The following is a 24,330-nucleotide window of genomic DNA, read 5'->3' on the forward strand; positions in this document are numbered from 1 at the left end:
CCTTTGCGAGATGCTCAGTTGGTGACCTTGGTGCTGCTCACCAGCGTCGGCTTCTCGATGTAGTTCTCCGCGAAGATCTTCTTCAGGTTCTCGACCTTCGGGATGTCGTTATACGCAATATAGGGTTGGTTCGGGTGCAGCGTCAGATAGTCCTGGTGGTAGCCCTCCGCCGGATAGAACGCCTCCAGCGCGCCGACCTTGGTGACGATCGGCTTCTTGTAGACCTTGGCCGCGTTGAGCTGGGCGATATAGGCGTCCGCCACCTTCTTCTGCTCGTCGCTGGTCGTGAAGATCGCCGAGCGATACTGCGTGCCGGAGTCGGGCCCCTGGCGGTTCAGCTGGGTCGGGTCGTGCACGACGGAGAAGAAGATCTGCAGGATCTTGCCGTAGGAGATCTTCTGCGGGTCGTACTTGATTTCGACGGATTCGGCGTGGCCGGTGGTGCCGGTCGAGACCTTCTCGTAATCGGCATTCGCCTTGCTGCCGCCGGAGTAGCCGGACACCGCGCTGACGATGCCGGCGGTGTGCTGGAACACGCCCTGCACGCCCCAGAAGCAGCCGCCGGCAAGCACCGCGGTCTTGATGCCGGTTTCCGGCGCGCTCGCGGCCGGCGGCGGGATGACCACGGCGTCCTCGGCGGCAAGCGAGGGCGCAACGGCAAAAGCTGTGACGGCCAGCGCGCCGATCGCGGCGGCGTAAAGCGAGAGGCGGCTGAGGGAGCTTTTGGGCATGGGTTCCTCGTGGGATCGCAATTGGGGGCCAGTCTAGAGCGGGAGCCGGCATTGGCAAATCGGGCCGGGCTGCTCCGACGCTTCAAAATACGGGCGAGGGGGCGTTTTGTTACGGCGCCGGCCACACGGTTTCGTGAGGGAAATGCTGGTTATTCAGACGTGTAGGTGCCGTGGAGGTGCCATGCACCCGTCATCCTGAGGAGCCGCGGAGCGGCGTCTCGAAGGATGCACGGCCCGGCTGTGGCCGATTCATCCTTCGAGGCTCGCTCCGCTCGCACCTCAGGATGACGGGTCTAGGAAGTGCAGAGTGCGCGGGACTTTCACACCACGATGCTCAGTCGCTTCGCGGCCCGCGTGATGCCGGTGTACAGCCACCGCGCGCGCGAGTCCTGGAACGCAAAGCTCTCGTCGAACAGCACGACGTCGTCCCATTGCGAACCCTGCGACTTATGGACGGTCAGTATGTATCCGTAGTCGAACTCGTCATAGGGCTTGCGCTGCTCCCACGGAATGCCCTCGATGCCGCCGTCGAAGCATTCGCCGCGCACCGACACCTTGGTGACCTTGTGGCCGAAATCTTCATCCGGCATCACGCGCATGGTGATGATCTTGGACTTCGACTGCGCGCGCGCCTTGACCCGCCACAGCCCGCCGTTGAACAGCGCCTTCTTGCGGTTGTTGCGCAGGCAGACCAGCTTGTCGCCGGCGACGGGGAGGGAATCTTCGATGTTTAGCCGCTGCCGCATCCGCATGTTGTAGGCGCGGCGGGTGTTGTTGCGGCCGACCAGCACCTGGTCGGCCCTCATCACGCGGTCCGGATCGAGCTCCTTGCGCGACACCACCTCGCTCTCGCCATGGCGGCCGATCTCGAGCTCGCGGCCCTCGCGGATATCCATCGACATCCGCACGATCGGATCGTCCTGCGCCTGTCGATGCACCTCGGTCAGCATCGCGTCCGGCTCGGCGTCGGTGAAGAAGCCGCCGCCCTGGATCGGCGGCAATTGCGCGGGGTCGCCGAGCACCAGCAGCGGGCAGTCGAACGACATCAGGTCGCGGCCGAGCTCGGCGTCGACCATCGAGCATTCGTCGATCACGATCAGCTTGGCCTTCGATGCCGGCGCGTCGTCCCAGAGTTCAAAACTCGGCTGCTCGACGCCGGACTCGCGGGCGCGGTAGATCAGGGAATGGATCGTGGAGGCGCTGTCGCAACCCTTGTTGCGCATCACGAGCGCCGCCTTGCCGGTGAAAGCCGCGAACTTCACCTCTCCGTCGACGCCCTCGGCGATGTGGCGGGCGAGTGTGGTCTTGCCGGTTCCGGCATAGCCGAACAGGCGGAATACCGGCGGCGTCCCGTTCTGGCCGGGCTTGGCTTTCAGCCAATCGGCAACGGCTTTCAGCGCGGAGTCCTGGTGCGGCGTAAAGGTGGTCATGAGCTTTCGGAAGGGTGAGCGCGCGATCAATAGCGCCGCGACTCAGCTCGTTACAAGCTAACCATTCGTGCGTTCCGATCAAGCCGGCTTCCGCTACGCGGAATTGGGGTTTCGTCCCCGAGGCTAGACTTGGGGTGTTACGGCACTAGACTGCCGTAAAACAACAAATGGTCGGGGACCACAACAAATGGTCAAGCACGCGACCTTGGGAGTGACGCCATGAAATTCGGCATCTTCTACGAGCTGCAACTGCCGCGCCCCTGGAACGACGGCGACGAGCTCCGCCTCTACCAGAACGCACTGACGCAATTGGAGACCGCCGACCGGCTTGGCTACGACTACGCCTGGGTCGTCGAGCATCACTTCCTCGAGGAATATTCGCACTCGCCGGCGCCGGAATCTTTCCTCGCCGCCGCGAGCCAGCGCACCAGGAACATCCGGCTCGGCCACGGCATCTTCCAGCTCACCACCAATCATCCCGCGCGCGTCGCCGAGCGGGTGGCGGTGCTCGATCTGCTCTCCAACGGCCGCTGCGAGTTCGGCATGGGCGAGAGCGCCTCGATCACCGAGCTGACGCCGTTCGGCCGCGACATGGAGACCAAGCGCGAGGTGTTCGAGGAGGCTGTCCAGGCGATCTTCCCGATGTTCACCAAGGTCGGCACCGAACATCACGGCAAGTATTTCGACATCCCGCTGCGCAATGTCGTGCCGAAGCCGGTGCAGAAGCCGCATCCGCCGCTCTGGATGGCCTGCTCGCAACTGCCGACGATCGAACGCGCCGGGCAGAACGGGTTTGGTGCGCTCGGCTTCCAGTTCGTCAGCGCCGAGGCGGCACATGCCTGGGTGCACGCTTATTACAACGCGATCACCAAGCGGCTGAAGAAGCTCGCCGACTACGAGATCAATCCCAACATGGCGCTGGTCTCGTTCTTCATGTGCGCCGAGACGGACGAAGAGGCGCGCAAGCGCGCCGACGGCGCGACCTTCTTCCAGTTCGCGCTGCGCTATTACGGCCAGGCGCAGAACCGGCAGCGCCCGGCGCCCGGCACCGTCAGCATGTGGGACGAGTACAACAAGTGGAAGCGCGAGAATCCCGAGGCGCAGGAGGCCGCGCTGCGCGGCGGCCTGATCGGTTCGCCGGAAACCTTGCGCAAAAAGCTGCGGCGCTTCCGCGCGTCGCATATCGACCAGGTGATCCTGCTCAACCAGGCCGGCAAGAACACCCATGAGCACATCTGCGAGTCGCTCGAATTGTTCGGCAGGGAAGTGATGCCCGAGTTTCAGCACGATCCCGAGCACGATGCCTGGAAGAAGGGCGTGCTTGACGGTTCGATCCAGCTCGAGGAGATCGACACCCAGGCGTTCTCGGACCGCTATGGTAAACTCGCGGTCAATGTCGGCCCGAAGACCGCAGCCGCGGGCTGATAGCGCGAACCGGTATCCGCTTCGCTCGAAAACGCTCCGTGCAGCGACCTCGCGATCGCGTGAAGAAAATAATTCGCTACGCGCGACCCGCGCCTTGAACGAAACGGCACGCGCGATGCCTGCACGGAAGTGCCGGCATCGCTATTTTTGTGCGGTGCTCGACAGCTTCATTCGCGCGCCCCATCATCCTGACATCGCATGATCGCGTGTTGAGAAGCGCGCTTGATCGTCAGGAGAGTCTCGGAATGAAGCGTCGTGAGTTCCTCCAGCTGTCGCTTGCCACAGCAGCTGCTGCTGCGCTGTCAGGGCGCGCGCAGGCCCAGGCGGACGCGAAGGAAGTTCGTATCGGCTACCAGAAGAACGGCGTGCTCGTTATCACGCGCCAGCGTGAGGCCTTGGAAAATCATTTCAAGCCGCAGGGCGTCAGCGTGAAATGGGTCGAGTTCTCCTCGGGCCCGCCGATGATGGAGGCGATGAATGTCGGCAGCGTCGATTACGGCGCGGTCGGCGATTCCCCGCCGATCTTCGCCCAGGCCGCGGGCGCGGCCATCGTCTATGCCGCCGCGCAGCCCATCATCAACGGATCGGGCATCCTGGTGCCGCAGAATTCGGCAATCGCCGCCATCGCCGATCTCAAGGGCAAGCGTGTCGGCTTCACCAAGGGATCCAGTGCGCACAACGTCGTGATCCAGACGCTGGAGAAGGCCGGGCTGACCTATGACGACATCACGCCGGTCTATCTGACGCCGCCGGACGCAGGTCCTGCCTTTGCCAATGGCGGCATCGACGCCTGGGCGATCTGGGATCCGTATTTTGCGATCGCCGAGACCAGGCAGAACGGCCGCATTCTGGTCAAGAGCAGCGATATCACCAAGACCAACGCGTTCTACATCGCCAACCGCGATTTCGCGAACAAGCACGGCGCCCTGCTGCAGCAGATCGTCGATGTCACGACATCGACGGCGAAATGGGCCGAGGCGCATCCCGATGAGGTCGCGAAATCGCTGGCCGCCGTCACCGGCGTCCCGCTCGATATCCAGACCATCGCGGCAAAGCGTGCCGGCTTCTCGGTCGGCCTCGTGACCGACGACATCATTGCGACCCAGCAGGGCGTCGCCGATCGCTTCTTCAAGCTCGGCCTGATCCCAAGGCAGATCGCGATCCGCGACATCGTCTGGCGCAACACCCAGACCTGATCCGCGCGGCTTTGGTCAATTGAATGCAGAGGATATTCCCATGACGCGTTTATTTCGGCGCTGGGTCGCCCGCGCGGTGCTGTCGGTCAGCATCGTTGCAGCGACCGTCAGTGCCTCCTACGGCCAGGAGAAGGTCGTCCGCATCGGCTATCAGAAGTACGGCAAGCTCGTGCTGCTGAAGAGCAAGGGCTCGCTCGAGGAGAAGCTGAAATCGGTCGGCACCAAGGTGGTGTGGACCGAGTTTCCGTCCGGGCCGCCGCTGCTTGAAGCGCTCAATGTCGGCGTGATCGATTTCGGCAACACCGGCGAGGCGCCGCCGATCTTCGCGCAGGCCGCCGGGGCGCCGCTCCAGTATGTCGCCTACGAGCCGCCGGCGCCAAAGGGCGAGGCGATCCTGGTGCCGAAGGACAGCCCGATCAAATCGGTCGCCGATCTCAGGGGCAAGAAGGTCGCGCTGAACAAGGGCTCCAACGTCCACTATCTGCTGGTGAAGGCGCTGGAGAAAGCCGGCGTCAAATATTCCGAGATCGAGCCGGTGTTCCTGGCGCCGGCCGATGCACGCGCGGCGTTCGAGCGCGGCGCGGTCGATGCCTGGGTGATCTGGGATCCGTTCCAGGCCGCGGCGGAGGCTGCGACCGGCGCGCGCACCGTCGCCGACGGCACCGGCATCGTCGCCAACTATCAGTTCTACTTCGCCTCGAAGAAGTTCCTGCAGACCGATCCGAAGATCGTCGAACTCGTGTTGGCGCAGCTGAGCGAGGTCGATGACTGGGCCAAGGGCGACATCCACGCCGTCGCCGAACAGCTGGCGCCGAGCATCGGCCTGTCGGTGCCGGTGGTCGAGGTCGCGCTGAAGCGGCAGGCCTACGGCATCAAGCCGGTCACCGATACCGTGATCGCGGATCAGCAACAGGTCGCCGACACGTTCTTCGCGCTCGGCCTGATCCCCAGACAAATCAAGATTTCCGACGTCGCATGGAGGCCGGGCACGTGAGCACCCCAACCAACGCCAACATCCTCTGGTTCCTGCCGACCCACGGCGACAGCCGCTATCTCGGCACGTCGATCGGCGGCCGCGAGGTGAACTTCAACTATCTGCGCCAGATCGCGCAGGCCGCGGACCAGCTCGGCTATTACGGCGTGCTGCTGCCGACCGGGCGGAGCTGCGAGGACTCCTGGGTGGTGGCGTCAGCCGTCGCGCCCTGGACCGAGCGCCTGCGTTATCTGGTGGCGGTCAGGCCCGGCCTGCAGTCGCCCGAGCGTTGCCGCCCGCATGACCGCGACCTTGGACCGGCTGTCGAACGGCCGTCTCTTGGTCAACGTCGTCACCGGCGGCGATCCGATCGAGAACAAGGGCGACGGCATCTTCCTCGACCACGACGAACGCTACGCGGTGACGCGCGAGTTCCTCAACGTCTATAGCGATCTGCTGGCAGGCAAGACGGTCAATGTCGAAGGCAAGCACATCCGGATCGAGGATGGTCGCCTGCTGTTCAATCCGGTGCAGTCGCCGCGCCCGCCGCTGTATTTCGGCGGCTCGTCGGACGCCGGCATCGACGTCGCGGTCGACACAGTCGACAAATATTTGACCTGGGGCGAGCCGCCGGCGCAGGTCGCCGAGAAGATTGCCAAGGTGAAGGCTGTTGCCGCCCAACGCGGGCGCAAGCTCTCGTTCGGCATCCGCCTGCATGTGATCGTGCGCGAGACCAACGCGGAGGCGTGGCGCGCCGCCGACGAACTGATCCAGTACGTCACCGACGACACCATCGTTGCCGCGCAGAAGATCTTCGCGCGGATGGATTCGGTCGGCCAGCAGCGCATGGCGCAGCTGCATGGCGGACGGCGCGACAAGCTCGAGATCAGCCCGAACCTCTGGGCCGGCGTCGGCCTGGTGCGCGGCGGGGCCGGCACCGCGCTGGTCGGCGATCCCCAGACCGTCGCCGCGCGGATCAAGGAGTATCAGGACGTCGGCGTCGATACCTTCATCATGTCGGGCTACCCGCATCTCGAGGAAGCCTATCGGTTCGCCGAACTGGTGTTCCCGCTGCTGTCGCTGGCGCAGCCCGGCAACGTGACGCCGATCCGCGTCAACACCGGTCCGTTCGGTGAGACCATCGGCAACGACTACCGTCCGCAGAAGCAGGCATCGCAATCATGAGCTTGATCGGTTCACTACCACGCCGCAAAGCGTTTTCAAGCGAAGTGGATGCCGGTTCGCGTGAAGAAAACGCGTCCAAACAAAAATCTGGAGCTCCGTTCCGATCCCATCGGAACGGAAACAGTTCCAGCGCGCCGAAACTTCCAAAGGTCGACGGCCTGATCCCCTGGATCGTGCCGCTCGCGATCGTGCTGGTCTGGCAGCTTGCCTGCGTCACCGGCTTCGTGCCCTCGCGCGTGCTGCCGGCGCCGACCGACGTTGCTCTGGCGGGATGGAAGCTGCTGCTCTCGGGCGAACTCGTTCGCAACATCTGGGTCAGCTTCTGGCGCGCATCGATCGGCTTCGTGATCGGTGGCGGCATCGGCTTCGCCTTTGGCCTTGCCAACGGGTTGTCGCAGCTGTCGGCGAAGCTCACCGACACCACGCTGCAGATGGTGCGCAACATCCCGCACCTGGCGTTGATCCCGCTCGTCATCCTGTGGTTCGGCATCGACGAGTCGGCAAAACTGTTCCTGGTCGCGCTCGGCGTGTTCTTTCCGATCTATCTCAACACGCTGCACGGCATCCGTACCGTCGATCCGCAGCTGATCGAGATGGGCCGCATCTACGGCATGACCGACGGCGAACTGTTCCGCCGCGTGATCTTCCCCGGCGCGCTGCCCTCGATCTTCGTCGGGCTGCGCTTTGCGCTCGGCATCATGTGGCTGACGCTGATCGTCGCCGAGACCATCGCGGCCTCGTCGGGCCTCGGTTACATGGCGATGCAGGCGCGGGAATTCATGCTGATCGACGTCGTCGTGCTCTCGATCCTGATCTACGCCTTGCTCGGCAAGCTCGCCGACAGCGCCTCGCGGGCGCTGGAGCGGCTCACTTTGTCGTGGCACCCCGCCTTCCAGAAGAAGTGAGAATGAGAATGCAAGAAGCGCTTCGTTTCCAGCCCGTCGACGCCGAACCGGTCGACCACGCCGACATCGTCGTGAAGGCGCGGCATTTGCGGCGCGTGGCGGAAGGCGCGGCCCGCGGCCTGTCGCTGACCATCCGCGGCTTGCGCAAGGCGTTCGGCGACAATGAGGTGCTGCGCGGCATCGACCTGCATATCCCGGCCGGTCAGTTCGTGGCGATCGTCGGCCGCAGCGGCTGCGGCAAGAGCACGCTGCTGCGCCTGATCGCCGGCCTCGACGCGCCGACGGCAGGAAGCATCGCCTTCGGTGAAGAACCCCGGGCGCAAGACGTCCGCGTCATGTTCCAGGAGCCGCGCCTGCTGCCTTGGGCCCGGGTGCTGTCCAATGTCGAGGTGGGGCTTGGGCGCGAGCGCTCATCTGCCGACGCGCAGGCCCGTGCCGAGCGGGCGCTGGTCGAGGTCGGCCTCGGCGAAAAGCGCGGGCAGTGGCCCTCGGTGCTGTCAGGCGGTCAGAAGCAGCGCGTGGCCCTGGCACGGGCGCTGGTCTCCCAGCCGCGCGTGCTGGCGTTCGACGAGCCGCTCGGTGCGCTCGATGCGCTGACCCGGATCTCGATGCAGCAATTGCTGGAGCGGGTCTGGCGCGACCAGGGTTTTACCGCGATCCTGGTGACGCACGATGTCGCCGAGGCGGTCGCGCTCGCCGACCGCGTGCTGGTCATCGAGGACGGCCGGATCGCCGAGGATGTCACGATCGACCTGCCGCGGCCGCGCCGGCGCGGTTCGGCCGAGCTCGCCGCGCTCGAAGGCGAGATCCTGAAGCACCTGCTCGAGGGCAGCGAAGACACATCCGATCTGTGAGGTCGCCATGAATTCCGTCGTCCGCAATGTTTCGATCGAGCCCGCGGTGGCGGCCGATGAATTCCGTGGCGCGATGCGCCATCTCACCGGCGGCGTCAGCGTCATCACCGCCGGCCGGGGTAAGGAAATTTCGGGAATGACGGTGACGTCGGTGTCGTCGCTGTCGGTCGAGCCGCCGTCGCTGATCGTCAGCATCAACCGCGCCGCCTCGTCATGGCCGCTGATCGCGCGCCATGGCGTGTTCGGCGTCAACATCCTGACCGCGGATCAGCTCGACATCGCCGAGCGCTTTACCGGCAAGGGCGGCTTGAAGGGCGCCGACCGGTTCACTGGAGCCGAAATGGACGACGCGCGCCACGGGCGCGCCGTTGCTGGTCGGGGCACTGGCTGCGATCGACTGTGAGGTCGAGGAGGTCATCGAGCGGCATTCGCACGCGATCGTCATCGGTCGCGTGCTCGATGTGATCGCATCGGAACGCACTGCCGCGCTGGCGTATTGGCACGGCGAATATGTCGCGATCGACCGCGACGAAGACGCCGCCAGACTGGCCGAGGTCAGCCTGCCGTCACGTCACGTTCATCCCCGGGGCGTGCGCTAGCGCGCAATTGCTGGTCCGAAGCAGCCCTTAGAAGACTGCGCTCAGCGACGCCGGGCTGTCGATGATCACGGTGCTGCCGCGGACGCCAGCCCATACGGCCTGGATGGTCTGAGCCGCATTGCCCAGCGGAATCCCGACAACGAGCGTGGTCGGGATACGGCCAAAGCTCGACGGGGTCTCGTTATAGGTGAAGCTCGCGACGACCGGCGAGACCTTGCCATTGACGGTGACGCCGAACATGCCGCCCGGGATATCGTTGCCGGTGGCGTAGGGATTCGGAACATTGAGGGTGATGATCGCGGTGGTGCCGACGCCCTCCGGGATCGTCAGGCTGAGGCCTTGCATCGCCGTGAACGTCGCGGAGGTGGTGGACAGGGTGCCGCTGGTCTGCGCGTAAAGGGCCATATCACTCTCCAGTTGTCTAAAATAGAAACACAATAGGAGATTGAATAAGGCAACCGCCCGCAAGACTCAAGGGATGAATGGCAGGGAACGGCAAGGGGGCTGGCGCAGCATGTTGGCCGTGGCGCTTTGCCGGCAAGCGCACTAAAAGCCGCGGATGTTTCGGAGACGTGACGGTTCGATGAAGCGCGTGGGAGCTTGGCTGTTCTATCTCGTCGGCGCAATCGCCGTCGCTTATCTTGCGCTCTATGCGTATGTGACCTTCACCGGCCGCGACATCACACCCGGCGATCCGATCCGGATCTTTCGCAAGCCCGATGCGCCCAACTATTCGTGAGGCGCGGCAGTCGCGGCGGGATCGCCCGCCGCTCCTTCTATCTCAGCCGGCGCTTGCCATGCGCTGATAGTCGGGAGCGCCATTGCCGGCCGGGGTGATGGGGATGCCGCCGTCGGCATATTCGTTCAGCTTGTTGCGCAGCGTGCGGATCGAGATGCCGAGGATGTTGGCGGCATGGGTGCGGTTGCCGAGGCAGTGCTTCAGCGTTTCCAGGATCAGGTCGCGTTCGACGTCGGCAACCGTGCGGCCGACCAGCGCGCGGGTGACCTGCTCGGCGGCCAGCGTGGCGTGCGCGACCGCGGGCGCGGTCTTGGCGAGGTCGAGACGGTCGCCGTCGGGGGTCAGGATCGCGTCCGCACCGATCTCGTCGCCCTGCGCCATCAGGACCGAGCGATGGATGGTGTTCTCGAGCTCGCGGACGTTGCCCTGCCAGCGGTTCGCGGTCAGGACGCGGCGGGCCTCAGTCGAGATCGGGCGGACCGCCACGCCGTTGGCCTCGGCATATTTCTTGGCGAAATGCTGCGCCAATTCGAGGATGTCGGCCGGACGATCGCGCAGCGGCGGGATCTTCAGGTTGACGACGTTGAGGCGGAACAGCAGGTCCTCGCGGAAAGAGCCCTCGCGCACCGCCTCCGACAGATTGCGGTTCGAGGTCGCGATGATGCGGATGTCGACCGGAACCGGCTTGGTGCCGCCGACGCGGTCGATCACGCGCTCCTGGATCGCGCGCAGCAGCTTGGACTGCAGGCGGACATCCATCTCGGAGATTTCGTCGAGCAGCAGCGTGCCGCCGGTCGCTTCCTCGAATTTACCGATGCGGCGCGCCACCGCGCCGGTGAAGGCGCCCTTCTCATGGCCGAACAGCTCGGATTCCAGCAGGTGTTCCGGGATCGCCGCGCAGTTGATCGAGATGAACGGCCGCTTGGCGCGGGCCGAGCGGGAATGGACGTAGCGCGCCAGCACTTCCTTGCCGGTGCCGGATTCACCGGTGATCATCACGGAGGCGTCGGAGCCCGCGATCTGCTGCGCGAGCTTGATCACCCGGCCCATCGCCTCGTCGCGGTAGATGAGATCGCGCGCGTCGTTGGCGACCGCGGCGAGCACCGCTGCGATCAGTTCGGGGTCGGGCGGCAGCGGGATGTATTCCTTGGCGCCGGCGTGGATCGCGGCGACCGCGGCGCGGGCATCGTTGGAGATGCCGCAGGCGACGATCGGCACGTGGATATGTTCGGCCTCGAGCCGCATCACGAGGTCGCGGATGTCGAGGTTGACATCGACCAGCAGGAGGTCGGCGCCCTTGCCGCTGCGCAGCACGTTCATCGCCTGCTCGGCGGCCTCGGCGTGGGTCACCGAGGCGCCGTTGTCCATCGCGATCTTGGTCGCGGTCGTGAGCTGGCCCTTCAGGGTGCCAACGATGAGAAGCCGCATGATGATCTCCTGTTCGTCTGGTCGCGCAGGTTCCGCGCGCTACCGTGAAGTTGTTACGAGCGTTCTGCCTTGATGATTTCGGTCATGGTCACGCCGAGCTTGTCTTCCACCAGCACCACTTCACCACGCGCCACCAGGCGGTTGTTGACGTAGATGTCGATCGCCTCGCCGACGCGGCGGTCGAGTTCGAGCACGGTGCCCGGCCCGAGCTTCAGCAGGTCGCCGACATCCATCTTGGAGCGGCCGAGCACCGCCGAGACCTGCACCGGCACGTCGAACACGGCCTCGAGGTCGGCGGCGATGCGCGCGGCATTTTCGTCCTCGTTGTAGCCGATGTCGTCGATCCTGGGCGCGTCGGCGGCGTTGAGATCGGGAAGCGGGACTTGGGTGTCGGTGTCGCTCATGGTTCAGCCCTCAATCCTTCAGCCGGCCTGGCTGCGGGACGCCAGATAGCGCCCGACGAGTTCGTTGATCTTGCCTTCGATTGCGGCGCGCTCCAGCACCACGCCGCCGTCGGCCCATTCGATCCGGCAGTCGCCCGTCGCAATCGTGGGCTCGGCGAGGATGACCAGCCCGGCCCTGGAAGCCGGAATGCGCCGCCACTCGCTCGATATTGTCATGCGCCGCCTCGTAGAGCGCGTCATTGATGCGGACCACGAGATGCGGCGTCGCCACCAGATGCGAAAAGCAGTCGGAGACCAGCGCCGTGATCTCGCCGAGCGGCTCGCGTGCGACCAGTTCGGAGCAGAGCTTGCGGGCGACCGCGACCGCGACATCGACAGCCTCGGTCTCCATCCGCGTTTCGATGCCGGCAAAGCGGGCGGCGATGCCCTTGATCGCGGTGCCGATCTCTTCCAGCGCCTGCGCCGCGCGGCGGTCGCTCTCGACCTTGGCCTCGCGCAGCGCGGCCTCATAGCCGGCGCGATAGGCCCGCGCCTCGGCGTCGGCGACCTTCTGCGCGACCTCGGCCGGGGTCGGGGCGCGCTCGCGCGAACGGTCCGGCGCCGAGAAGTCCGTGTCGAACAGGAATTTTGCGGGCGCGGCCATCAGTACACCAGCTCGTCGTCGGCGCGGTTCTTGGTCAGGGTGATCTCGCCGCGGGCGGCGAGGTCCTTGGCGAGGTTGACCAGCAGCGCCTGCGCCTCGTCGACGTCGCGCAGGCGCACCGGGCCCATCGCGGCCATGTCGTCCATCAGCATCTTGCCGGCGCGCGAGGACATGTTGCCGAGGAAGAAGCTGCGCACCTCCTCGTTGGCGCTCTTCAGCGCGACGCCGAGCTTGTCCTTGTCGATGTTGCGCATCAGCGTCTGGGCCGAGGCGGAGTCGAGCTTGATCAGGTCGTCGAAGGTGAACATCAGCGCCTTGATGCGTTCGGCGGATTCGCGGTTTTCCTCTTCCAGCGAGGTGATGAAGCGAGTCTCGGTCTGGCGGTCGAAGTTGTTGAAGATCTCGGCCATCACCTCATGGGCGTCGCGGCGGCGGGTCTGCGACAGGTTCGACATGAACTCGGTGCGCAGCGTCTGCTCGACGCGCTCGATGACTTCCTTCTGCACCGCCTCCATCCGCAGCATGCGGCCGACCACGTCGAGCGCGATGTCCTCGGGCAGGATCGCCAGCACGCGCGCGGCGTGCTCCGGCTTCAGTTTCGACAGCACCACGGCGATGGTCTGCGGGTATTCGTTCTTGAGGTAGTTGGCGAGCACCTCTTCCTGCACGTTGGAGAGCTTCTCCCACATGTTGCGGCCGGCGGGGCCACGGATCTCGTCCATGATGCCGGTGACGCGCTCGGCCGGCAGATATTGCTGCAGCAGCCGTTCGGTGGCGTCGAAATTGCCCATCAGCGCGCCGGAGGCCGACATCCGCGAGACGAATTCCAGCATCAGGTCCTCGACCACGTCGGCCTCGACGGTGCCGAGCGTCGACATGTGGACCGACAGCTCGCGGACCTCCTCGTCGTCGAGCATCGACCAGATCTTGCCGCCATATTGCTCGCCGAGCGCGAGCATCAGGATCGCGGCGCGCTTCGGGCCGGGCAGCGGCTTGCCCTTGGGCCGGGCGCTCTGCCGGTTCGCCAGCGTCGAGAGGACGGTGGCGATGTCGTTGGCGTTGGTGGTCTGGGGTACGGCGGCCATGTCAGTTCTCTACCGGCTCGCTCAGCCATTGACGGACGATGGAGACGGTTTCGTTCGGATTGCGCTCGGCGAGTTCGCCGACCCGGTGCACGGCCTGGGCGTGGACCTGGCCCTGGATCTGGGCGACGTCGATCAATTGCGCCGCGCCGCTGCCGCTCGGGATCAGCGCCTGGCCGGGCGCACCGGCGCTCTCGGCATGGGCTTCGGCCAGCGCGGGCACACCCGCACCGCCGCCCAGCGCCGGAATGACGTCGGCGGCCACGATGCGCTTGACCAGCGGGCGGACCACCATGAACAGCACGACCAGGCCGAGCATCATCATGACCCCGAGCTCGATGACGTACATCACGTCATCCTTGGTGAATTGCAGCATGCCGAGCAGGCCGGTCGGCTCCGCGATCGGCTGCGCGGTCGGCGGCTCGGCGAAGCGGAGGTTGACGACCTCGACCTGGTCGCCGCGCTTCTGGTCGAAGCCGATCGCGGAGCGGACCAGGGCGGCGATGCGGTCGAGTTGCTCCTTGGTGCGGTCCTGGTAGACCATCTCGCCTTTTTCGTTCTTAGCGTAGGCGCCGTCGACCAGCACCGCGACCGAGATGCGGTTGACGCGGCCGGCCTCGGTCACCTCGGTCTTGGTGGTGCGGGAAATCTCGTAGTTGTTGGTTTCCTCGCTCTTCTTGCTCTGGTCGCGGGCGCGGGCGGCGTTGTCCTGGTTCTGGTTGCCCGGCAATTCGTTGTTGACGGTGACCTGGCCGGAATTGTCGGCGGTGAGGCTCGATTCCTCGCGGGTCTGGGTCGAGCGCAGCACGCGGCCTTCGGGGTCGAACTTGTCCGAGGTCTGGGTGATCTTGTTGTAGTCGAAGTCGGCAGAGAGCTGGACGCGGGCGCGCCCGGCGCCGACCACCGAGGAGACGATGTCCTCGACCTGCTTGCGCATCCGCTTCTCGAAGGCGGCGCGGCGCTCGTCGCCGACCGCGGCATCGGCATCGGATTGGGCGCCATCGGCGAGCAACTGGCCGGCCTCGTCGACGATCGAGACCCGCTGCGGCTTCAACCCGTTGACGGCGGAGGCGACGACATGGCGGATCGCGCGGATCTGCTGCGGCTCCAGCGCGCCGCGCACCCTGAGCACGATCGAGGCGGATGGTTCCGGCGTCTCGCGCGAGAACAGCGGCTTTTCCGGCAGCACGAGGTGGACGCGCGCGGCCTGGACGCGGTCGATGGCGCGGATGGTGCGGGCGAGCTCGCCCTCCAGCGCCCTCAAATGATTGATGTTCTGGACGAAGCTCGTGGTGCCGAGCGCGTCCGACTTGTCGAAGATCTCGTAGCCGACGCCGCCGCCCTTGGGCATGCCGCCCTCGGCGAGCTTCATCCGGAGGCGCGTCACCTTGTCTTTCGGCACCATGATCGCGGCGCCGTCACTGCGCAGCTCGAACGGGATCGCCTGGCGCTCCAGCTCCTTGATAATGGCCGAGGAATCCTCGGTCGACAGGTCGGTGAAGAGGGTGGTCATCTGGGGCGTGGTGACGCGCATGATGACGAACGCGAAGAAACCGATCAGGGCCGCGGTGACCGCAACCATGGCCGCGAGGCGGGCCGCACCTAGACCTCTGAAGAAAGCAACCAGACTTTGCACCAACGGCCCCCAGGGATTCGGCCCACGCGGGTCCGACTGGGCAAATATTGCCTAGGGTATGGTTTCCATATGGTTAACGAAGGTTAAGAACCGCGGCAAAAACGCGGACATGAAAAAACCGGCTTCGCAAAGCGAGGCCGGTTTTCGTCAAATACCACTGTTTGGGCGAAACTTACTGCCGGTATTGCTGGATGCGTGTCGTGCGCAGTCCGGCCAGACCATGCTGGTCGATCGAGAACTGCCAGGAAAGGAACTCATCGACGGTCAACGTGTAGCGGCTGCAAGCCTCCTCAAGGGAGAGCAGGCCGCCGCGGACCGCAGCGACGACTTCGGCCTTGCGGCGGATGACCCACCGCTTGGTACCGGGGGCCGGCAGGTCCGCAATCGTTAACGGGCTGCCGTCAGGCCCGATGACGTATTTCACCCTCGGGCGATGGGGTTCTGTCATGGCGTACTCACAAACTCTCAACCACTGAACTCGCAGGAGGTAACCTACGCCCACCGGTTTAAAATTTGCCTAAGCCCAAGGCTTCAATACGATTCTCGTTGGAACGGCCGGGAACAGGCTGGCGGATTGGGCGCCGATAGCGGTTGCTCGCCCGTTTCGTCAGGCAGCGGAGCAAGCTGCACCCCTCTCCCTAACCCTCCCCCGCAAGGGGAGGGAACCCAGGCGCCGGTGCGTCCCTCACGCGCCCTTTGCGTCTTACGTGCAGCAGATGCGCAGCGTGAGGCGAGCACATCGGCAGGGCTCCCTCCCCCCTTGCGGGGGAGGGCCGGGGAGAGGGGTAAGCCCCGGGCGAGATGATCGATTTGAAATTGCTGGCGCAATGACGGCTGCGCACGACGTCACGTGAACGATCGTCGAGCATCCCGCTCGTTCAACTATCCTTGATCTCGATCGCAAGTCCCCAGCGACGTCGCGCGTAACCAATCGCCTTTGCGTGCGTAGAAGAGATTGTCCGCTCACCGCAGGTGCGCGTTTCCTCAATCACTCCATCCGAGCCCTTGTCATGATGATGAACAGACGCACCTTCTCGACCGCCTTGCTTGCCGGAGCGGCAGCTTCGCTGGTGTCCTCGCGCGGCATCGCCGCAACAACGCCGCCGGTGAAGGCACGCAACGTCGTGCTGGTGCACGGCCTGTTCGCCGACGGCTCGTGCTGGTCCGAGGTCATTCCGCGCCTGCAGGCCGCCGGGCTCAATGTGACATCCGTGCAAAATCCGCTGACCACGCTGCCGGAAGCGGTTGCCTCGGCGCAGCGGGTGCTCGATCGTCAGGATGGCCCGACCGTTCTGGTCGGCCATTCCTTCTCCGGCATGATCGTCACCGAGGCCGGCGTGCATCCGAATGTCTCGGCGCTGGTCTATGTCGCCGCGCGCGCACCCGACGCGGATGAGGACTACACCGCGCTGGCAAAAACCTATCCGACGCCGCCCGCGAGCGCCGGCATTGTGTTCGACGGCGACGAGGGCCGGCTGAGCGAGGAGGCGTTCCTGCGCGATTTCGCCGGCGACCTGCCGGAAGCCAAGGCGAAGGTGCTCTATGCCGTGCAGCAGCCGTTCCACAAGCAATTGCTGTCGGGCAAGACCAGCCACGCGGCCTGGCGCAGCAAGCCGAGCTACTACGCGGTCTCGACCGAGGACCGCACCATCAATCCGGATCTCGAACGCTTCATGGCCAAGCGGATGGGCGCGACCACGATCGAGGTGAAGGCCAGCCATCTCGCGTTGATCTCGCAGCCTGAGCCGATTGCGCGGCTGATCCTCAAGGCAGCGGGCCGGTCGGAGTGAGCATCGGCGGCAAGCGTGCTTCGGCAGCGAACTCGGTTTTCGCCTCTCCCCGCGTGTGGGGAGAGGTCGGAATGGTTGCGTCGCGAATGCGTGTGCGCCCGAACGCGGCAAAACAGCCGATGTCCGGCACGATCCAAATTTCATCAAGGGCAGTACGTCGACGGAGCGGTGACGGCTCTCAGCTGTGCATCAAGAACGGTCCCGTGTGCGCGATCCTCAACTTTCCAATTTGTAACGGCTGCGGGCGTTTTCCGATCAACTGCGCCCACCGCAGGCTTGCGCTTGGTGCTGAGCGCGTTCAGGAGCGCCGCGACAGCAGTCATCATCAAGACGCCGCCGAGACTGAGCGCGATCTGCATCGCAGGCCAGTTCGAGATGTTGAACAGATCAAACTGGCTGACCAGCGCCAGGAGGACGCCGAGGCAATAGATCGGTAGCGAATTCTCGCCACACCACCGCGCGCCACGCAGCATCGGCGTCGACAGTCCTTGCCAACCCTCGGGAATAAGCCATGACGCCACGATCGCGAGAGCCAGGAAATGCAGTAGCCGCAACGGGCTCAGATTCGATTTGTCCAATGGAAACAGGAAATCCGTCAAACCCTGCGGCACCAGCGGCTTGATGTTGTGGCCGAGCGCAAGGAACAGGCTCAGCGCGAGAAAGAGGGTGGACAGGACCAGCGCAGGGCGCGACGTTATCCAATCCCGGATTGTCTTCCCCTCGATGACGTACCATGCGCCCAGCACGACCAGAAACTGCCATGCCAGCGGGTTGAAGAACCAGACGCCGTCGGGCCAGGCGGGAACGCGCCAGCCGAAAACGTGCACCAGCGCATAAAGCAACAGCGAAAGGCCGAGCGTAACGTTTGGTGCGCGCAGCAGCAGCCACAGCAACGGTGCGAACAGCACGTGGCAGATCACAAAGACCGGCAAGACATCGGTATTGACAGGGCGGAATTGCAGGATTGCGGCGTGCGCAAGCGCCGCGCCCGGACGTTCGAACAAGACGCGCGTATTGCTGTCATCGGCAAGATGATCGCTGCCCGCGACATAGACGAGCACGGCGCAAGCGAGCGCGAGCAAGAGAAAGGCGGCATAGATATCCCATCCCCGCCGCAGCGAGCGGCCGATCACGCCTCTCCAGCCGTCACGTTGGCGGGCTCTGCCGTAGGCCAGCGCGCAAGTCACGCCCGAAATGAACATGAATATTTCGGCAGCGTCGCAGAAGCCGTAGTTGCGCAGCGTCAGCCAGCTTCCGACGTTATTTGGAACGTGGTCGAGAAAGATCCACCATAACGCGATCCCGCGACAGACGTCGATGCGCGGGTCGCGACCGGTCGATCTGAATTCCGGCGGAGCTTCGCCGATCAATCGCTTCGAGGTGTGGGTTCGATCATGCATCTGTCGATCTGTCCGGCGTGCGCGCGGCCTCGTCGGGCGCAAATCCAAGGAACGCTTGGATGCTCCAAGGCGTGCGCTTGCCGGACCAGCCTCCGGCCGAGCCATGGGATTGGATGCTCCAGCTACCCGAGGGTTGGCGGCGCTTTCGCCGGCCAGCCGCAATCAAGGGGCCCGGGACGCTCGCCGTCTTCCGGCGGAGCCTCCAGGACTTCGCCGACGAGCGGTATCAAAAGCTGCTTTCGCATTTCGGCGAGGCGGGCACGACAGTATTCGTGATAAAGCATGTCGAATATGATGGACATGATCGAACGCCTTCTTGATCACTGAGGTTGACTTCCCACGTGACAGATTTCGACCATTTCAACCGGCGGCCAAAAGCCAACAGTGCCGCAGGCATTTTATGTCCGACTAATTCTGCTCAGCGATTTGGCTAGAGCAGCGAAATAAGATCGGTATCGGCAATCTTTCAGAACGACCTGCCCGCGGCTCCGTAAACCGGTTCAATTGCGAACAGGGGCATTAAACTGTCTGCGCTTGCGTGCCGCCAGGGATGTCCAATGAATCCGTTGGCGGCAATTACAGATAGAGCCCTCACGACCGTCTCCTCCTAAGGGAGAAAATAAAGGCCGCGACTTTCGCGATCAGTATAAACGTAATATTCTGACCGACAGGTGAACCAGTTCACATCTGCACCGATCACAGGCAAATCAGACTAGCAGATCGATAGCATGGCTTCTTGGACTTGCGCGCACGGACCCTGAGAAGGCCGGTGCGTGAATTGCAAAATGCAGACATTGAAAATGGTGTGCCGCAGCATTTCATCCTGATGCTCTGTGAAGGCTGGAGGTCCCCATGCCTACGGACGCAGCCAATTGTGCATCGTATCGATTTTCGACGCGCGACCTTCCGGAGCGTATTCGTCTCCCTCTATGGCGCGAGCACTTTGGGCGATGCGTCGTGCACGCCGACATCGAGCCGCTGTCGAACGCTCCGATCCAGGCCGATGCGTCGCTACAGGCGATTCAAGGTCTGCGCATGCTCGTGCTGAAGGGCACGTCGATGCGCTTTGAGCGTTCGCAAGCGAGCCTCGCCGATGGCGATGATTCCGTCGGCATCATCTTCTGCTCTCCCGGCAGAAGTCAGCTATCGCAGCGCTGCCGGCAAGTTGAGCTTCGCGCGGGCGATGCAATCGCAATTCTGCATTCCGAGCCCGCCAGCGTTATCTACGTCGATGGATTGCAATTCGGTCTGGCGGTGCCGCGCGCGGAGCTCGAACAGCGCGTAACGAATGTCGAGAGCCTGGCCATGCGGCCGATTGGGCGCCGATCGGAAGCATTCCGGCTATTCGCGACATATCTGAAGTCGGTGCTCAAGGCGAGAGCACTGACGGCCCCGAAACTTCGTCATACGGTCGTGACCCACATCCATGATCTCGTCGCACTTGCGATCAGCGAGTGTCCTGCCTTGGGCGAGAGCAGCGCGAGCGCCGTCGTGGCTGCGCGGCACAGTGCAGCACTCGGCTACATCACCGCACACTTTCAGGAGCCTGGGCTCAGCGTTCAAACGGCCGCACGTTGCCAGGGCATCTCGCCTCGCTATCTGCAACGCCTGATGGCGTCGTCGGGAACGTCGTTCACGGAGCGCCTGAACGAATTGCGTCTCCAGCGGGCGTTCCAACTGCTGACCGGGTCCCCCGCCGGCAGTCAGCGAATCTCCGACATCGCGCTGGAGGTTGGCTTCTCTGATGTTTCGCATTTCAATCGCTTGTTCCGAATTCGTTTCGGCGATTCTCCGCGCGGCGTTCGGCTTGCCCGAAAGGCGGCCAGCTGAGCCACAGTGCCCAGACTGCCGCGTGTGCAATGCTCGCCTTCATCTCGGGCTCGGTGTCGGCCGCCAGGACAGGCCGTCGGACCAGAGGTAGATCGCGATCGCCGCCAGGCACAAGGCGATGCCGATCCAGAAAACCGGCGAGTGGTGGTGGGTCGTCGATCGCTCGGAGTTGGCTTCATTCGATCAACTCATTGCGCGGGAGTATCAAGGCCGGCGCTATCTGGAACTGAGAGTGTCGCTCGGGCAGGCCGCTCCTTGCAAGGCATCCTTTGCGAGAGCCCATGCCCGCCGTTGCCGCGGTTGCTTCGGTTGCAAAGCAGAGTGAGCTAGCTCACGGCGTGTATGCGCGCAACGCATCATTGTCGGGGCGTCGCATCGGAGCGACGAATGGAAAACGAAGGACCCGACATCATGGCCAACATCGACCACAAGCAAGGCACCTATACGATCGCCGCCAATTCGAGCCAGCCGTTCACGTTCTGGTGGGGCAAGGATTCGAAAGCGCCGAACGAGTTTTTCGACGTGTCGATCGCGCCGCATTTCGAGAAGAACCAGACCTCGATGGAGCCCCTGCGCGAAACCGACCGGGCCGTGTACTGGGATCACCGCGGCGGTGTCGGCGTCGTGCTGATCCTGACCCTGCAGAATCGCAACAACTTTCCGGTGACGTTCGAAGCCAATCACGTCCGCATCTATTGATGCGGCGCGCACATGGAGCGGGCCGCGCCGGTTGCGCGGCCGGCGCAGGCCGGGCCTGTCAGGCATGACTGGCGTTCGAGCGGCGTGAGTGCAGCGAGACAGCCTCGCTTTGTCATTCCACTCCGGCCGCGCTCCTACTCGCCGGCAGTCGGCGGCAGCCGCTCCCGAAGCACTGCGATCTCGAGCATGACGGTGATGGCGATGGTCCTGAGGCGCGCATTCTCGGTCATTGTCTCGGCAAGCTGCGGGTGGGGTGCCCCGGCACGGCTTGGAGTGGTCTGGGTGCGTTCTGGCAGTGTCGGGCGTGTCGGGGTCACAGGCTAGCTCTTGCCGGCGGTCAAGGCGCGCAGCCTGGGCAGCTGCGGAGTTTCAGGGCGGGATCGGCGTTCAAACGCGGAATATGAAGATAATGTCCGCTTGCTTACAGGAAGCTGACGTGTCGCAATTTATTGCTGTTTATGTCTGCCGATGTTGCTTGGGAAGCACGGGGCCCTGGCACTGATTTGCCCGACGGCGCAAGCCCCCGGCGCAAAAGCATTTCTCTTTATCAGAAATATTGCTGGCCTTCGCCGGGACGACGACGGTGAAGCGGCGTTATCGGCCCCTGCTTCCGAATGCAGGGACGACGGGTGTGTATGCGGCAACTCGCGACGCGCAAAAGCGCACGCGCAATTCCCGCGAAGCTGAGCGCTGGATTGGTTGGATGCAGCGAAGCCTTGGCTTAGCTGCTGCCCGTCGCGCCGCGCACCACGCGCTTGATCTTGTCGGTGGTATAGGTCTGGCCGCCGATCGAGAGCAGCGGCGGGGAGGCGGTCAGGTCGACGGAGTCGACGACGCCCTGAATCTCGGTCGAGATGGCAAGGTCGTTGCCCTTGGAATCCTTGCCGGTCGCGGTCAGCGTGTAGGTGCCGGCCGGCCATTGCGTGCCGTCCGTGCCCTTGCCATCCCAGACGAAGCTGGCGTTGCCCTGCTTCAGGTTGAAATTGCCGGAATAGGCGGTCTGGCCAGTCGCGCTGGTAATCGTGATGGTGGCGCTGGTGGCTTGCGGCGACACCAGATTCCAGGTCGCGGATTTGTTGAGCTGCGTCTTGCTGCCGTCGACGGCGACCGTGTTGCCGACATAGACCAGAGCCTGGGTCGATTGCGCGCTCTTCTCGATCGCGATCAGCTGCTTGAGCTGATCGTTGGATTTCAGCTGCTGCTCGACGCCGGCGAACTGCACGAGCTGCTGGGTGAACTGGTTGGTGTCGAGCGGGTCGAGCGGGTTCTGGTGCTGCAACTGCGTGGTCAGCAGCGTCAGGAAGGTTTGGAAATTGTCAGCGATGCCCTGCGACGAGGTCGTCAGGCCACTGCCGGTGCCGCTGCCGCTTCCGGAGCTCGTTCCGTTGCTGGTGCCCGGTGCTGAGACGACCGGCGTCGGCATGGTTGCATCGACTGCCATGGTGAACTCCTTACACTCTGATATCGACGCCGCCGAGGGCGCCGGGTGCGCGGCCATAGGAGCGGCCCGCCGCTGCGGCGGGGACGCTGTCCTCCTCGGTGACGATCAAACGATGGGCGTTCGGATTGGACTGGCCGTTGTTGTTCTGGCCTGACTGCGACTGATCGCGCAGGCTGAACTGCAGTCCGCCATTGCCGGTCGACAGGCCGGCATTGTCGAGCGCGCGCTGCAGCTGGTTGGCGTCCTGGCGCAGCATCGACAGCGTCTCCGGGCGTTCGACGGTGAGATGCGAGGTCACCTGGCCGTTGCGATCGACATCGATGCGGACGTCGATGCGGCCGAGCTCGGCGGGGTCGAGCCGGATCTCGAAGCGGCTCTTGCCGCTCTTGGCGGAGGCGGCGATCTGCATCGCAAGCCCGCTGAGCGGCACGGTGGCGGTTTGCGCGGCGTTGGTCACGGTCAATTGCGCGGTCGCAGACGGCGTCGTCTGGCTGGCCGGCAGTTGCGCCTGGAGTGCATTCGCCGCCTGCGCGCTGGGATCGGGCGTCGTGAGCTGGGTCTGGGCAGCCGCGTGGCCGCCGGCCGTCGGCGTTGGCGCGGCGTTGCCGTCGCCGCTTGCATCGGCCTTGATGGCATCGGCTGCGCCTCCGTCCGCGGTGGCCTTCGCCTTGCCGGATATAGCCGCCGGCTGAGTGGCTGCGGGAACGATGTTGGTCGGAGCAGCCTGTGCGGTATTGGCGTTGCCCTGGGCCGCGCCGTCCTGGCTGGTTGGCGTTGTCGCGGTCGCGTCCTTTGCGGCCACCTGTGCCTTGGCTTGCGTCGTTGTCTTCGTGGCGGGCGTTCCGGCGGCAACCGTGGCGGCGAGTGTCGCATCGCCGGTCGCCGTCGCTGCGCCGGAAACCGTTGCCGCATCTGTCGTGATGACCTGTCCCTCGGTCTTGACGCCGGCCGCCTTCGCGACCTTGTCGGCATTCGCCGCGGTGGTCGCCGCCGTTGCGGTGTCGGCGCCGGCAGGCGCACCGCTGACGGCCGGCGCACCGGTGGCGGCGATGGCGGAGCTGGCCGCGATGGCGGCAGCCGCGATCGCAAGCGGTGCCGCCTGTTGGCCGGATGGCGCGGTCGCCGCTGTCGGGCCAGTTGCCGGTGCGGCGGCGACGGGAACGGCAACCACGGCGCTGGCCGCCGCCGCATTGGCTGGATCCGGCTGCGGCACAGCTTGCGCCGTGGCCTTGTCGCCGGTGGATTGCGCATCGGTGCTCGACTTCGCGTCGTTCGATTTCGACTTGGTCTTGCGCGGCACGTCGCTGTCGCTGTCGCTATCGACCTTGTTGTCATCGGGCGAGCTGCCGGAATCCCGCGACGTCCGGTCGGGGGCCGTGCTGGTGTCGCGGGAGCGCGCATCGGTCGTCGAGGTCGAATCGTCGGACCGGCGCGCGGGCGCCGGTTGGGCGTCGTACCGGCTATTGTCGCTCGTGGACGCAGTGTTGCTGTCGACCAGCGCGGCAAAGCCGTCGTTCCCCGCCTGCGAGGCGGGATCGGGCCGCGCCGACCGCGGCGCGGCGCCCTGAAAGGACCGGCTTGCCCATGCTTCCGACGTCACGCTGACCACTGCCAACCCTCGCAAATGAGACTTCCGGCGTTTTGTCAGCAAGGAGTGGGCCAATCATTGGGTATTAAAAATAGTTAGTTATTTCAATATGTTAAGAGTTGTGTGTGCGGCCTGGAACGGGTTCCGGACAGGCCTCCTTTTTGCCCGGCGGCAAGATTTGCCGTCCGCGCACGGCAAGACACGGATTCCGCCGGATTGCCTCGCCGGAATACGGCCTATATTAAAGGTGGCCTCCGACGCGTCCCGAACCGACCAAACCGGCCTTGGACGCGTTCTAAGGCTCTCTGGACAAAGGCTTTTTCCAATTTCGTCGCGGAGCGCATAAGCTCGC

At 64.6% G+C, this 24,330-nt stretch carries 22 protein-coding genes and 3 pseudogenes; 11 read left to right on the forward strand and 14 right to left on the reverse strand.

Translation table 11 applies throughout. From position 1 onward, the window contains the following. Positions 1-14 precede the first annotated feature (14 nt). Together msrA and ACVWW1_RS37205 are read right to left on the reverse strand one after the other, a co-directional pair. Positions 15-731, reverse strand: coding sequence for a peptide-methionine (S)-S-oxide reductase MsrA (msrA, locus tag ACVWW1_RS37200; protein ID WP_176533424.1), 717 nt, complete (start codon positions 729-731; stop codon positions 15-17). 320 nt (positions 732-1,051) lie between these two features. Next, positions 1,052-2,161: an ATP-dependent DNA helicase gene (locus ACVWW1_RS37205; protein WP_456659301.1), complete on the reverse strand. Its 1,110-nt coding sequence runs from the start codon at positions 2,159-2,161 to the stop codon at positions 1,052-1,054. Between the two features lie 219 nt (positions 2,162-2,380). Between ACVWW1_RS37205 and ACVWW1_RS37210 the strand changes: the two genes are divergently transcribed. The 7 genes and pseudogenes from ACVWW1_RS37210 (at position 2,381) to ACVWW1_RS37240 (ending at position 9,298) form a co-directional block, all read left to right on the forward strand. Continuing rightward, a complete protein-coding gene (locus ACVWW1_RS37210; RefSeq protein WP_456659302.1) occupies positions 2,381-3,586 on the forward strand; it encodes an LLM class flavin-dependent oxidoreductase in 1,206 nt (401 codons plus the stop codon). 245 nt (positions 3,587-3,831) lie between these two features. Next, positions 3,832-4,782, forward strand: a complete 951-nt coding sequence (locus ACVWW1_RS37215; RefSeq protein ID WP_456659303.1) for a sulfonate ABC transporter substrate-binding protein — start codon at positions 3,832-3,834, stop codon at positions 4,780-4,782. A 40-nt stretch (positions 4,783-4,822) separates the two neighbouring features. Next, positions 4,823-5,776 carry a sulfonate ABC transporter substrate-binding protein gene (locus ACVWW1_RS37220; RefSeq protein WP_456659304.1) on the forward strand — a complete coding sequence of 318 codons (954 nt, stop codon included), beginning with the start codon at positions 4,823-4,825 and terminating at the stop codon, positions 5,774-5,776. Beyond that, positions 5,758-6,940, forward strand: a pseudogene (gene ssuD, locus ACVWW1_RS37225) (FMNH2-dependent alkanesulfonate monooxygenase). The gene ACVWW1_RS37220 and the pseudogene ssuD overlap by 19 nt, the downstream one beginning before the upstream one ends. Before the next feature lie 158 nt (positions 6,941-7,098). Further along, the gene (locus ACVWW1_RS37230) at positions 7,099-7,845 is read left to right on the forward strand and encodes an ABC transporter permease subunit (protein ID WP_163153663.1); all 747 of its coding nucleotides are present in this window, start codon (positions 7,099-7,101) and stop codon (positions 7,843-7,845) included. 8 nt (positions 7,846-7,853) lie between these two features. Next, positions 7,854-8,699 (forward strand): ATP-binding cassette domain-containing protein, encoded by an 846-nt coding sequence (locus tag ACVWW1_RS37235; RefSeq protein ID WP_207840670.1) that lies wholly within the window; start codon positions 7,854-7,856, stop codon positions 8,697-8,699. A 7-nt stretch (positions 8,700-8,706) separates the two neighbouring features. Further along, positions 8,707-9,298, forward strand: a pseudogene (locus ACVWW1_RS37240) (flavin reductase family protein). Positions 9,299-9,325: 27 nt separating this feature from the next. Here ACVWW1_RS37240 and ACVWW1_RS37245 read toward each other — a convergent pair. After that, positions 9,326-9,703, reverse strand: a complete 378-nt coding sequence (locus ACVWW1_RS37245) for a hypothetical protein (protein ID WP_456659305.1) — start codon at positions 9,701-9,703, stop codon at positions 9,326-9,328. A gap of 178 nt (positions 9,704-9,881) precedes the next feature. Between ACVWW1_RS37245 and ACVWW1_RS37250 the strand changes: the two genes are divergently transcribed. Continuing rightward, positions 9,882-10,037 carry a hypothetical protein gene (locus ACVWW1_RS37250; protein WP_171947754.1) on the forward strand — a complete coding sequence of 52 codons (156 nt, stop codon included), beginning with the start codon at positions 9,882-9,884 and terminating at the stop codon, positions 10,035-10,037. 42 nt (positions 10,038-10,079) lie between these two features. Here the strand turns inward: ACVWW1_RS37250 and flbD are convergent, their stop codons facing one another. From flbD to sciP, 6 genes and pseudogenes are all read right to left on the reverse strand, one after another. After that, positions 10,080-11,465, reverse strand: coding sequence for a sigma-54-dependent transcriptional regulator FlbD (gene flbD, locus ACVWW1_RS37255; RefSeq protein ID WP_456659306.1), 1,386 nt, complete (start codon positions 11,463-11,465; stop codon positions 10,080-10,082). Between the two features lie 53 nt (positions 11,466-11,518). Continuing rightward, on the reverse strand, positions 11,519-11,869 hold the full coding sequence (gene fliN / locus ACVWW1_RS37260; protein ID WP_456659307.1) for a flagellar motor switch protein FliN: 351 nt from the start codon (positions 11,867-11,869) through the stop codon (positions 11,519-11,521). Between the two features lie 18 nt (positions 11,870-11,887). After that, positions 11,888-12,512 (reverse strand): annotated as a pseudogene (locus tag ACVWW1_RS37265) (FliH/SctL family protein). Further along, the gene (fliG, locus tag ACVWW1_RS37270) at positions 12,512-13,597 is read right to left on the reverse strand and encodes a flagellar motor switch protein FliG (protein ID WP_021077001.1); all 1,086 of its coding nucleotides are present in this window, start codon (positions 13,595-13,597) and stop codon (positions 12,512-12,514) included. Before fliG ends, ACVWW1_RS37265 begins: the two are co-directional and overlap by 1 nt. A 1-nt stretch (position 13,598) precedes the next feature. Then, positions 13,599-15,176 (reverse strand): flagellar basal-body MS-ring/collar protein FliF, encoded by a 1,578-nt coding sequence (fliF, locus tag ACVWW1_RS37275; protein WP_420831771.1) that lies wholly within the window; start codon positions 15,174-15,176, stop codon positions 13,599-13,601. Positions 15,177-15,402: 226 nt separating this feature from the next. Further along, positions 15,403-15,678, reverse strand: coding sequence for a CtrA inhibitor SciP (gene sciP / locus ACVWW1_RS37280; RefSeq protein ID WP_002714638.1), 276 nt, complete (start codon positions 15,676-15,678; stop codon positions 15,403-15,405). Between the two features lie 562 nt (positions 15,679-16,240). Here sciP and ACVWW1_RS37285 point away from each other — a divergent pair. Then, positions 16,241-17,020: an alpha/beta fold hydrolase gene (locus ACVWW1_RS37285; RefSeq protein WP_176533411.1), complete on the forward strand. Its 780-nt coding sequence runs from the start codon at positions 16,241-16,243 to the stop codon at positions 17,018-17,020. 143 nt (positions 17,021-17,163) lie between these two features. On the opposite strand, the gene ACVWW1_RS37290 is transcribed toward ACVWW1_RS37285, so the two are convergent. Both ACVWW1_RS37290 and ACVWW1_RS37295 read right to left on the reverse strand, forming a co-directional pair. Further along, complete coding sequence (locus ACVWW1_RS37290) at positions 17,164-18,420, reverse strand: OpgC domain-containing protein (protein ID WP_456660769.1); 1,257 nt, start codon at positions 18,418-18,420, stop codon at positions 17,164-17,166. 122 nt (positions 18,421-18,542) lie between these two features. Next, positions 18,543-18,722: a hypothetical protein gene (locus tag ACVWW1_RS37295; protein WP_456659308.1), complete on the reverse strand. Its 180-nt coding sequence runs from the start codon at positions 18,720-18,722 to the stop codon at positions 18,543-18,545. 655 nt (positions 18,723-19,377) lie between these two features. Here ACVWW1_RS37295 and ACVWW1_RS37300 point away from each other — a divergent pair. Further along, a complete protein-coding gene (locus tag ACVWW1_RS37300; protein WP_456659309.1) occupies positions 19,378-20,250 on the forward strand; it encodes a helix-turn-helix domain-containing protein in 873 nt (290 codons plus the stop codon). A gap of 387 nt (positions 20,251-20,637) precedes the next feature. Continuing rightward, positions 20,638-20,949 (forward strand): hypothetical protein, encoded by a 312-nt coding sequence (locus ACVWW1_RS37305; protein WP_456659310.1) that lies wholly within the window; start codon positions 20,638-20,640, stop codon positions 20,947-20,949. A 134-nt stretch (positions 20,950-21,083) separates the two neighbouring features. Here the strand turns inward: ACVWW1_RS37305 and ACVWW1_RS37310 are convergent, their stop codons facing one another. From ACVWW1_RS37310 to ACVWW1_RS37320, 3 genes are all read right to left on the reverse strand, one after another. Next, positions 21,084-21,266 (reverse strand): hypothetical protein, encoded by a 183-nt coding sequence (locus ACVWW1_RS37310; RefSeq protein WP_456659311.1) that lies wholly within the window; start codon positions 21,264-21,266, stop codon positions 21,084-21,086. A 404-nt stretch (positions 21,267-21,670) separates the two neighbouring features. After that, positions 21,671-22,390, reverse strand: a complete 720-nt coding sequence (locus ACVWW1_RS37315) for a flagellar hook assembly protein FlgD (protein ID WP_456659312.1) — start codon at positions 22,388-22,390, stop codon at positions 21,671-21,673. 10 nt (positions 22,391-22,400) lie between these two features. Further along, positions 22,401-23,999 carry a flagellar hook-length control protein FliK gene (locus ACVWW1_RS37320; protein WP_456659313.1) on the reverse strand — a complete coding sequence of 533 codons (1,599 nt, stop codon included), beginning with the start codon at positions 23,997-23,999 and terminating at the stop codon, positions 22,401-22,403. Between the last annotated feature and the right edge of the window lie 331 nt (positions 24,000-24,330).

The sequence above is a fragment of the Bradyrhizobium sp. JR3.5 genome, assembly GCF_054057015.1.

What these genes read in the sequence shown, in the direction of transcription:
- msrA (WP_176533424.1), bottom strand. Translation starts at nt 731, where the DNA reads ATGCCCAAAAGCTCCCTCAGCCGCCTCTCGCTTTACGCCGCCGCGATC.
- ACVWW1_RS37205 (WP_456659301.1), bottom strand. Translation starts at nt 2,161, where the DNA reads ATGACCACCTTTACGCCGCACCAGGACTCCGCGCTGAAAGCCGTTGCC.
- ACVWW1_RS37210 (WP_456659302.1), top strand. Translation starts at nt 2,381, where the DNA reads ATGAAATTCGGCATCTTCTACGAGCTGCAACTGCCGCGCCCCTGGAAC.
- ACVWW1_RS37215 (WP_456659303.1), top strand. Translation starts at nt 3,832, where the DNA reads ATGAAGCGTCGTGAGTTCCTCCAGCTGTCGCTTGCCACAGCAGCTGCT.
- ACVWW1_RS37220 (WP_456659304.1), top strand. Translation starts at nt 4,823, where the DNA reads ATGACGCGTTTATTTCGGCGCTGGGTCGCCCGCGCGGTGCTGTCGGTC.
- ACVWW1_RS37235 (WP_207840670.1), top strand. Translation starts at nt 7,854, where the DNA reads ATGCAAGAAGCGCTTCGTTTCCAGCCCGTCGACGCCGAACCGGTCGAC.
- ACVWW1_RS37245 (WP_456659305.1), bottom strand. Translation starts at nt 9,703, where the DNA reads ATGGCCCTTTACGCGCAGACCAGCGGCACCCTGTCCACCACCTCCGCG.
- ACVWW1_RS37250 (WP_171947754.1), top strand. Translation starts at nt 9,882, where the DNA reads ATGAAGCGCGTGGGAGCTTGGCTGTTCTATCTCGTCGGCGCAATCGCC.
- flbD (WP_456659306.1), bottom strand. Translation starts at nt 11,465, where the DNA reads ATGCGGCTTCTCATCGTTGGCACCCTGAAGGGCCAGCTCACGACCGCG.
- fliN (WP_456659307.1), bottom strand. Translation starts at nt 11,869, where the DNA reads ATGAGCGACACCGACACCCAAGTCCCGCTTCCCGATCTCAACGCCGCC.
- fliG (WP_021077001.1), bottom strand. Translation starts at nt 13,597, where the DNA reads ATGGCCGCCGTACCCCAGACCACCAACGCCAACGACATCGCCACCGTC.
- fliF (WP_420831771.1), bottom strand. Translation starts at nt 15,176, where the DNA reads ATGGTTGCGGTCACCGCGGCCCTGATCGGTTTCTTCGCGTTCGTCATC.
- sciP (WP_002714638.1), bottom strand. Translation starts at nt 15,678, where the DNA reads ATGACAGAACCCCATCGCCCGAGGGTGAAATACGTCATCGGGCCTGAC.
- ACVWW1_RS37285 (WP_176533411.1), top strand. Translation starts at nt 16,241, where the DNA reads ATGATGATGAACAGACGCACCTTCTCGACCGCCTTGCTTGCCGGAGCG.
- ACVWW1_RS37290 (WP_456660769.1), bottom strand. Translation starts at nt 18,420, where the DNA reads ATGCATGATCGAACCCACACCTCGAAGCGATTGATCGGCGAAGCTCCG.
- ACVWW1_RS37295 (WP_456659308.1), bottom strand. Translation starts at nt 18,722, where the DNA reads ATGTCCATCATATTCGACATGCTTTATCACGAATACTGTCGTGCCCGC.
- ACVWW1_RS37305 (WP_456659310.1), top strand. Translation starts at nt 20,638, where the DNA reads ATGGAAAACGAAGGACCCGACATCATGGCCAACATCGACCACAAGCAA.
- ACVWW1_RS37315 (WP_456659312.1), bottom strand. Translation starts at nt 22,390, where the DNA reads ATGGCAGTCGATGCAACCATGCCGACGCCGGTCGTCTCAGCACCGGGC.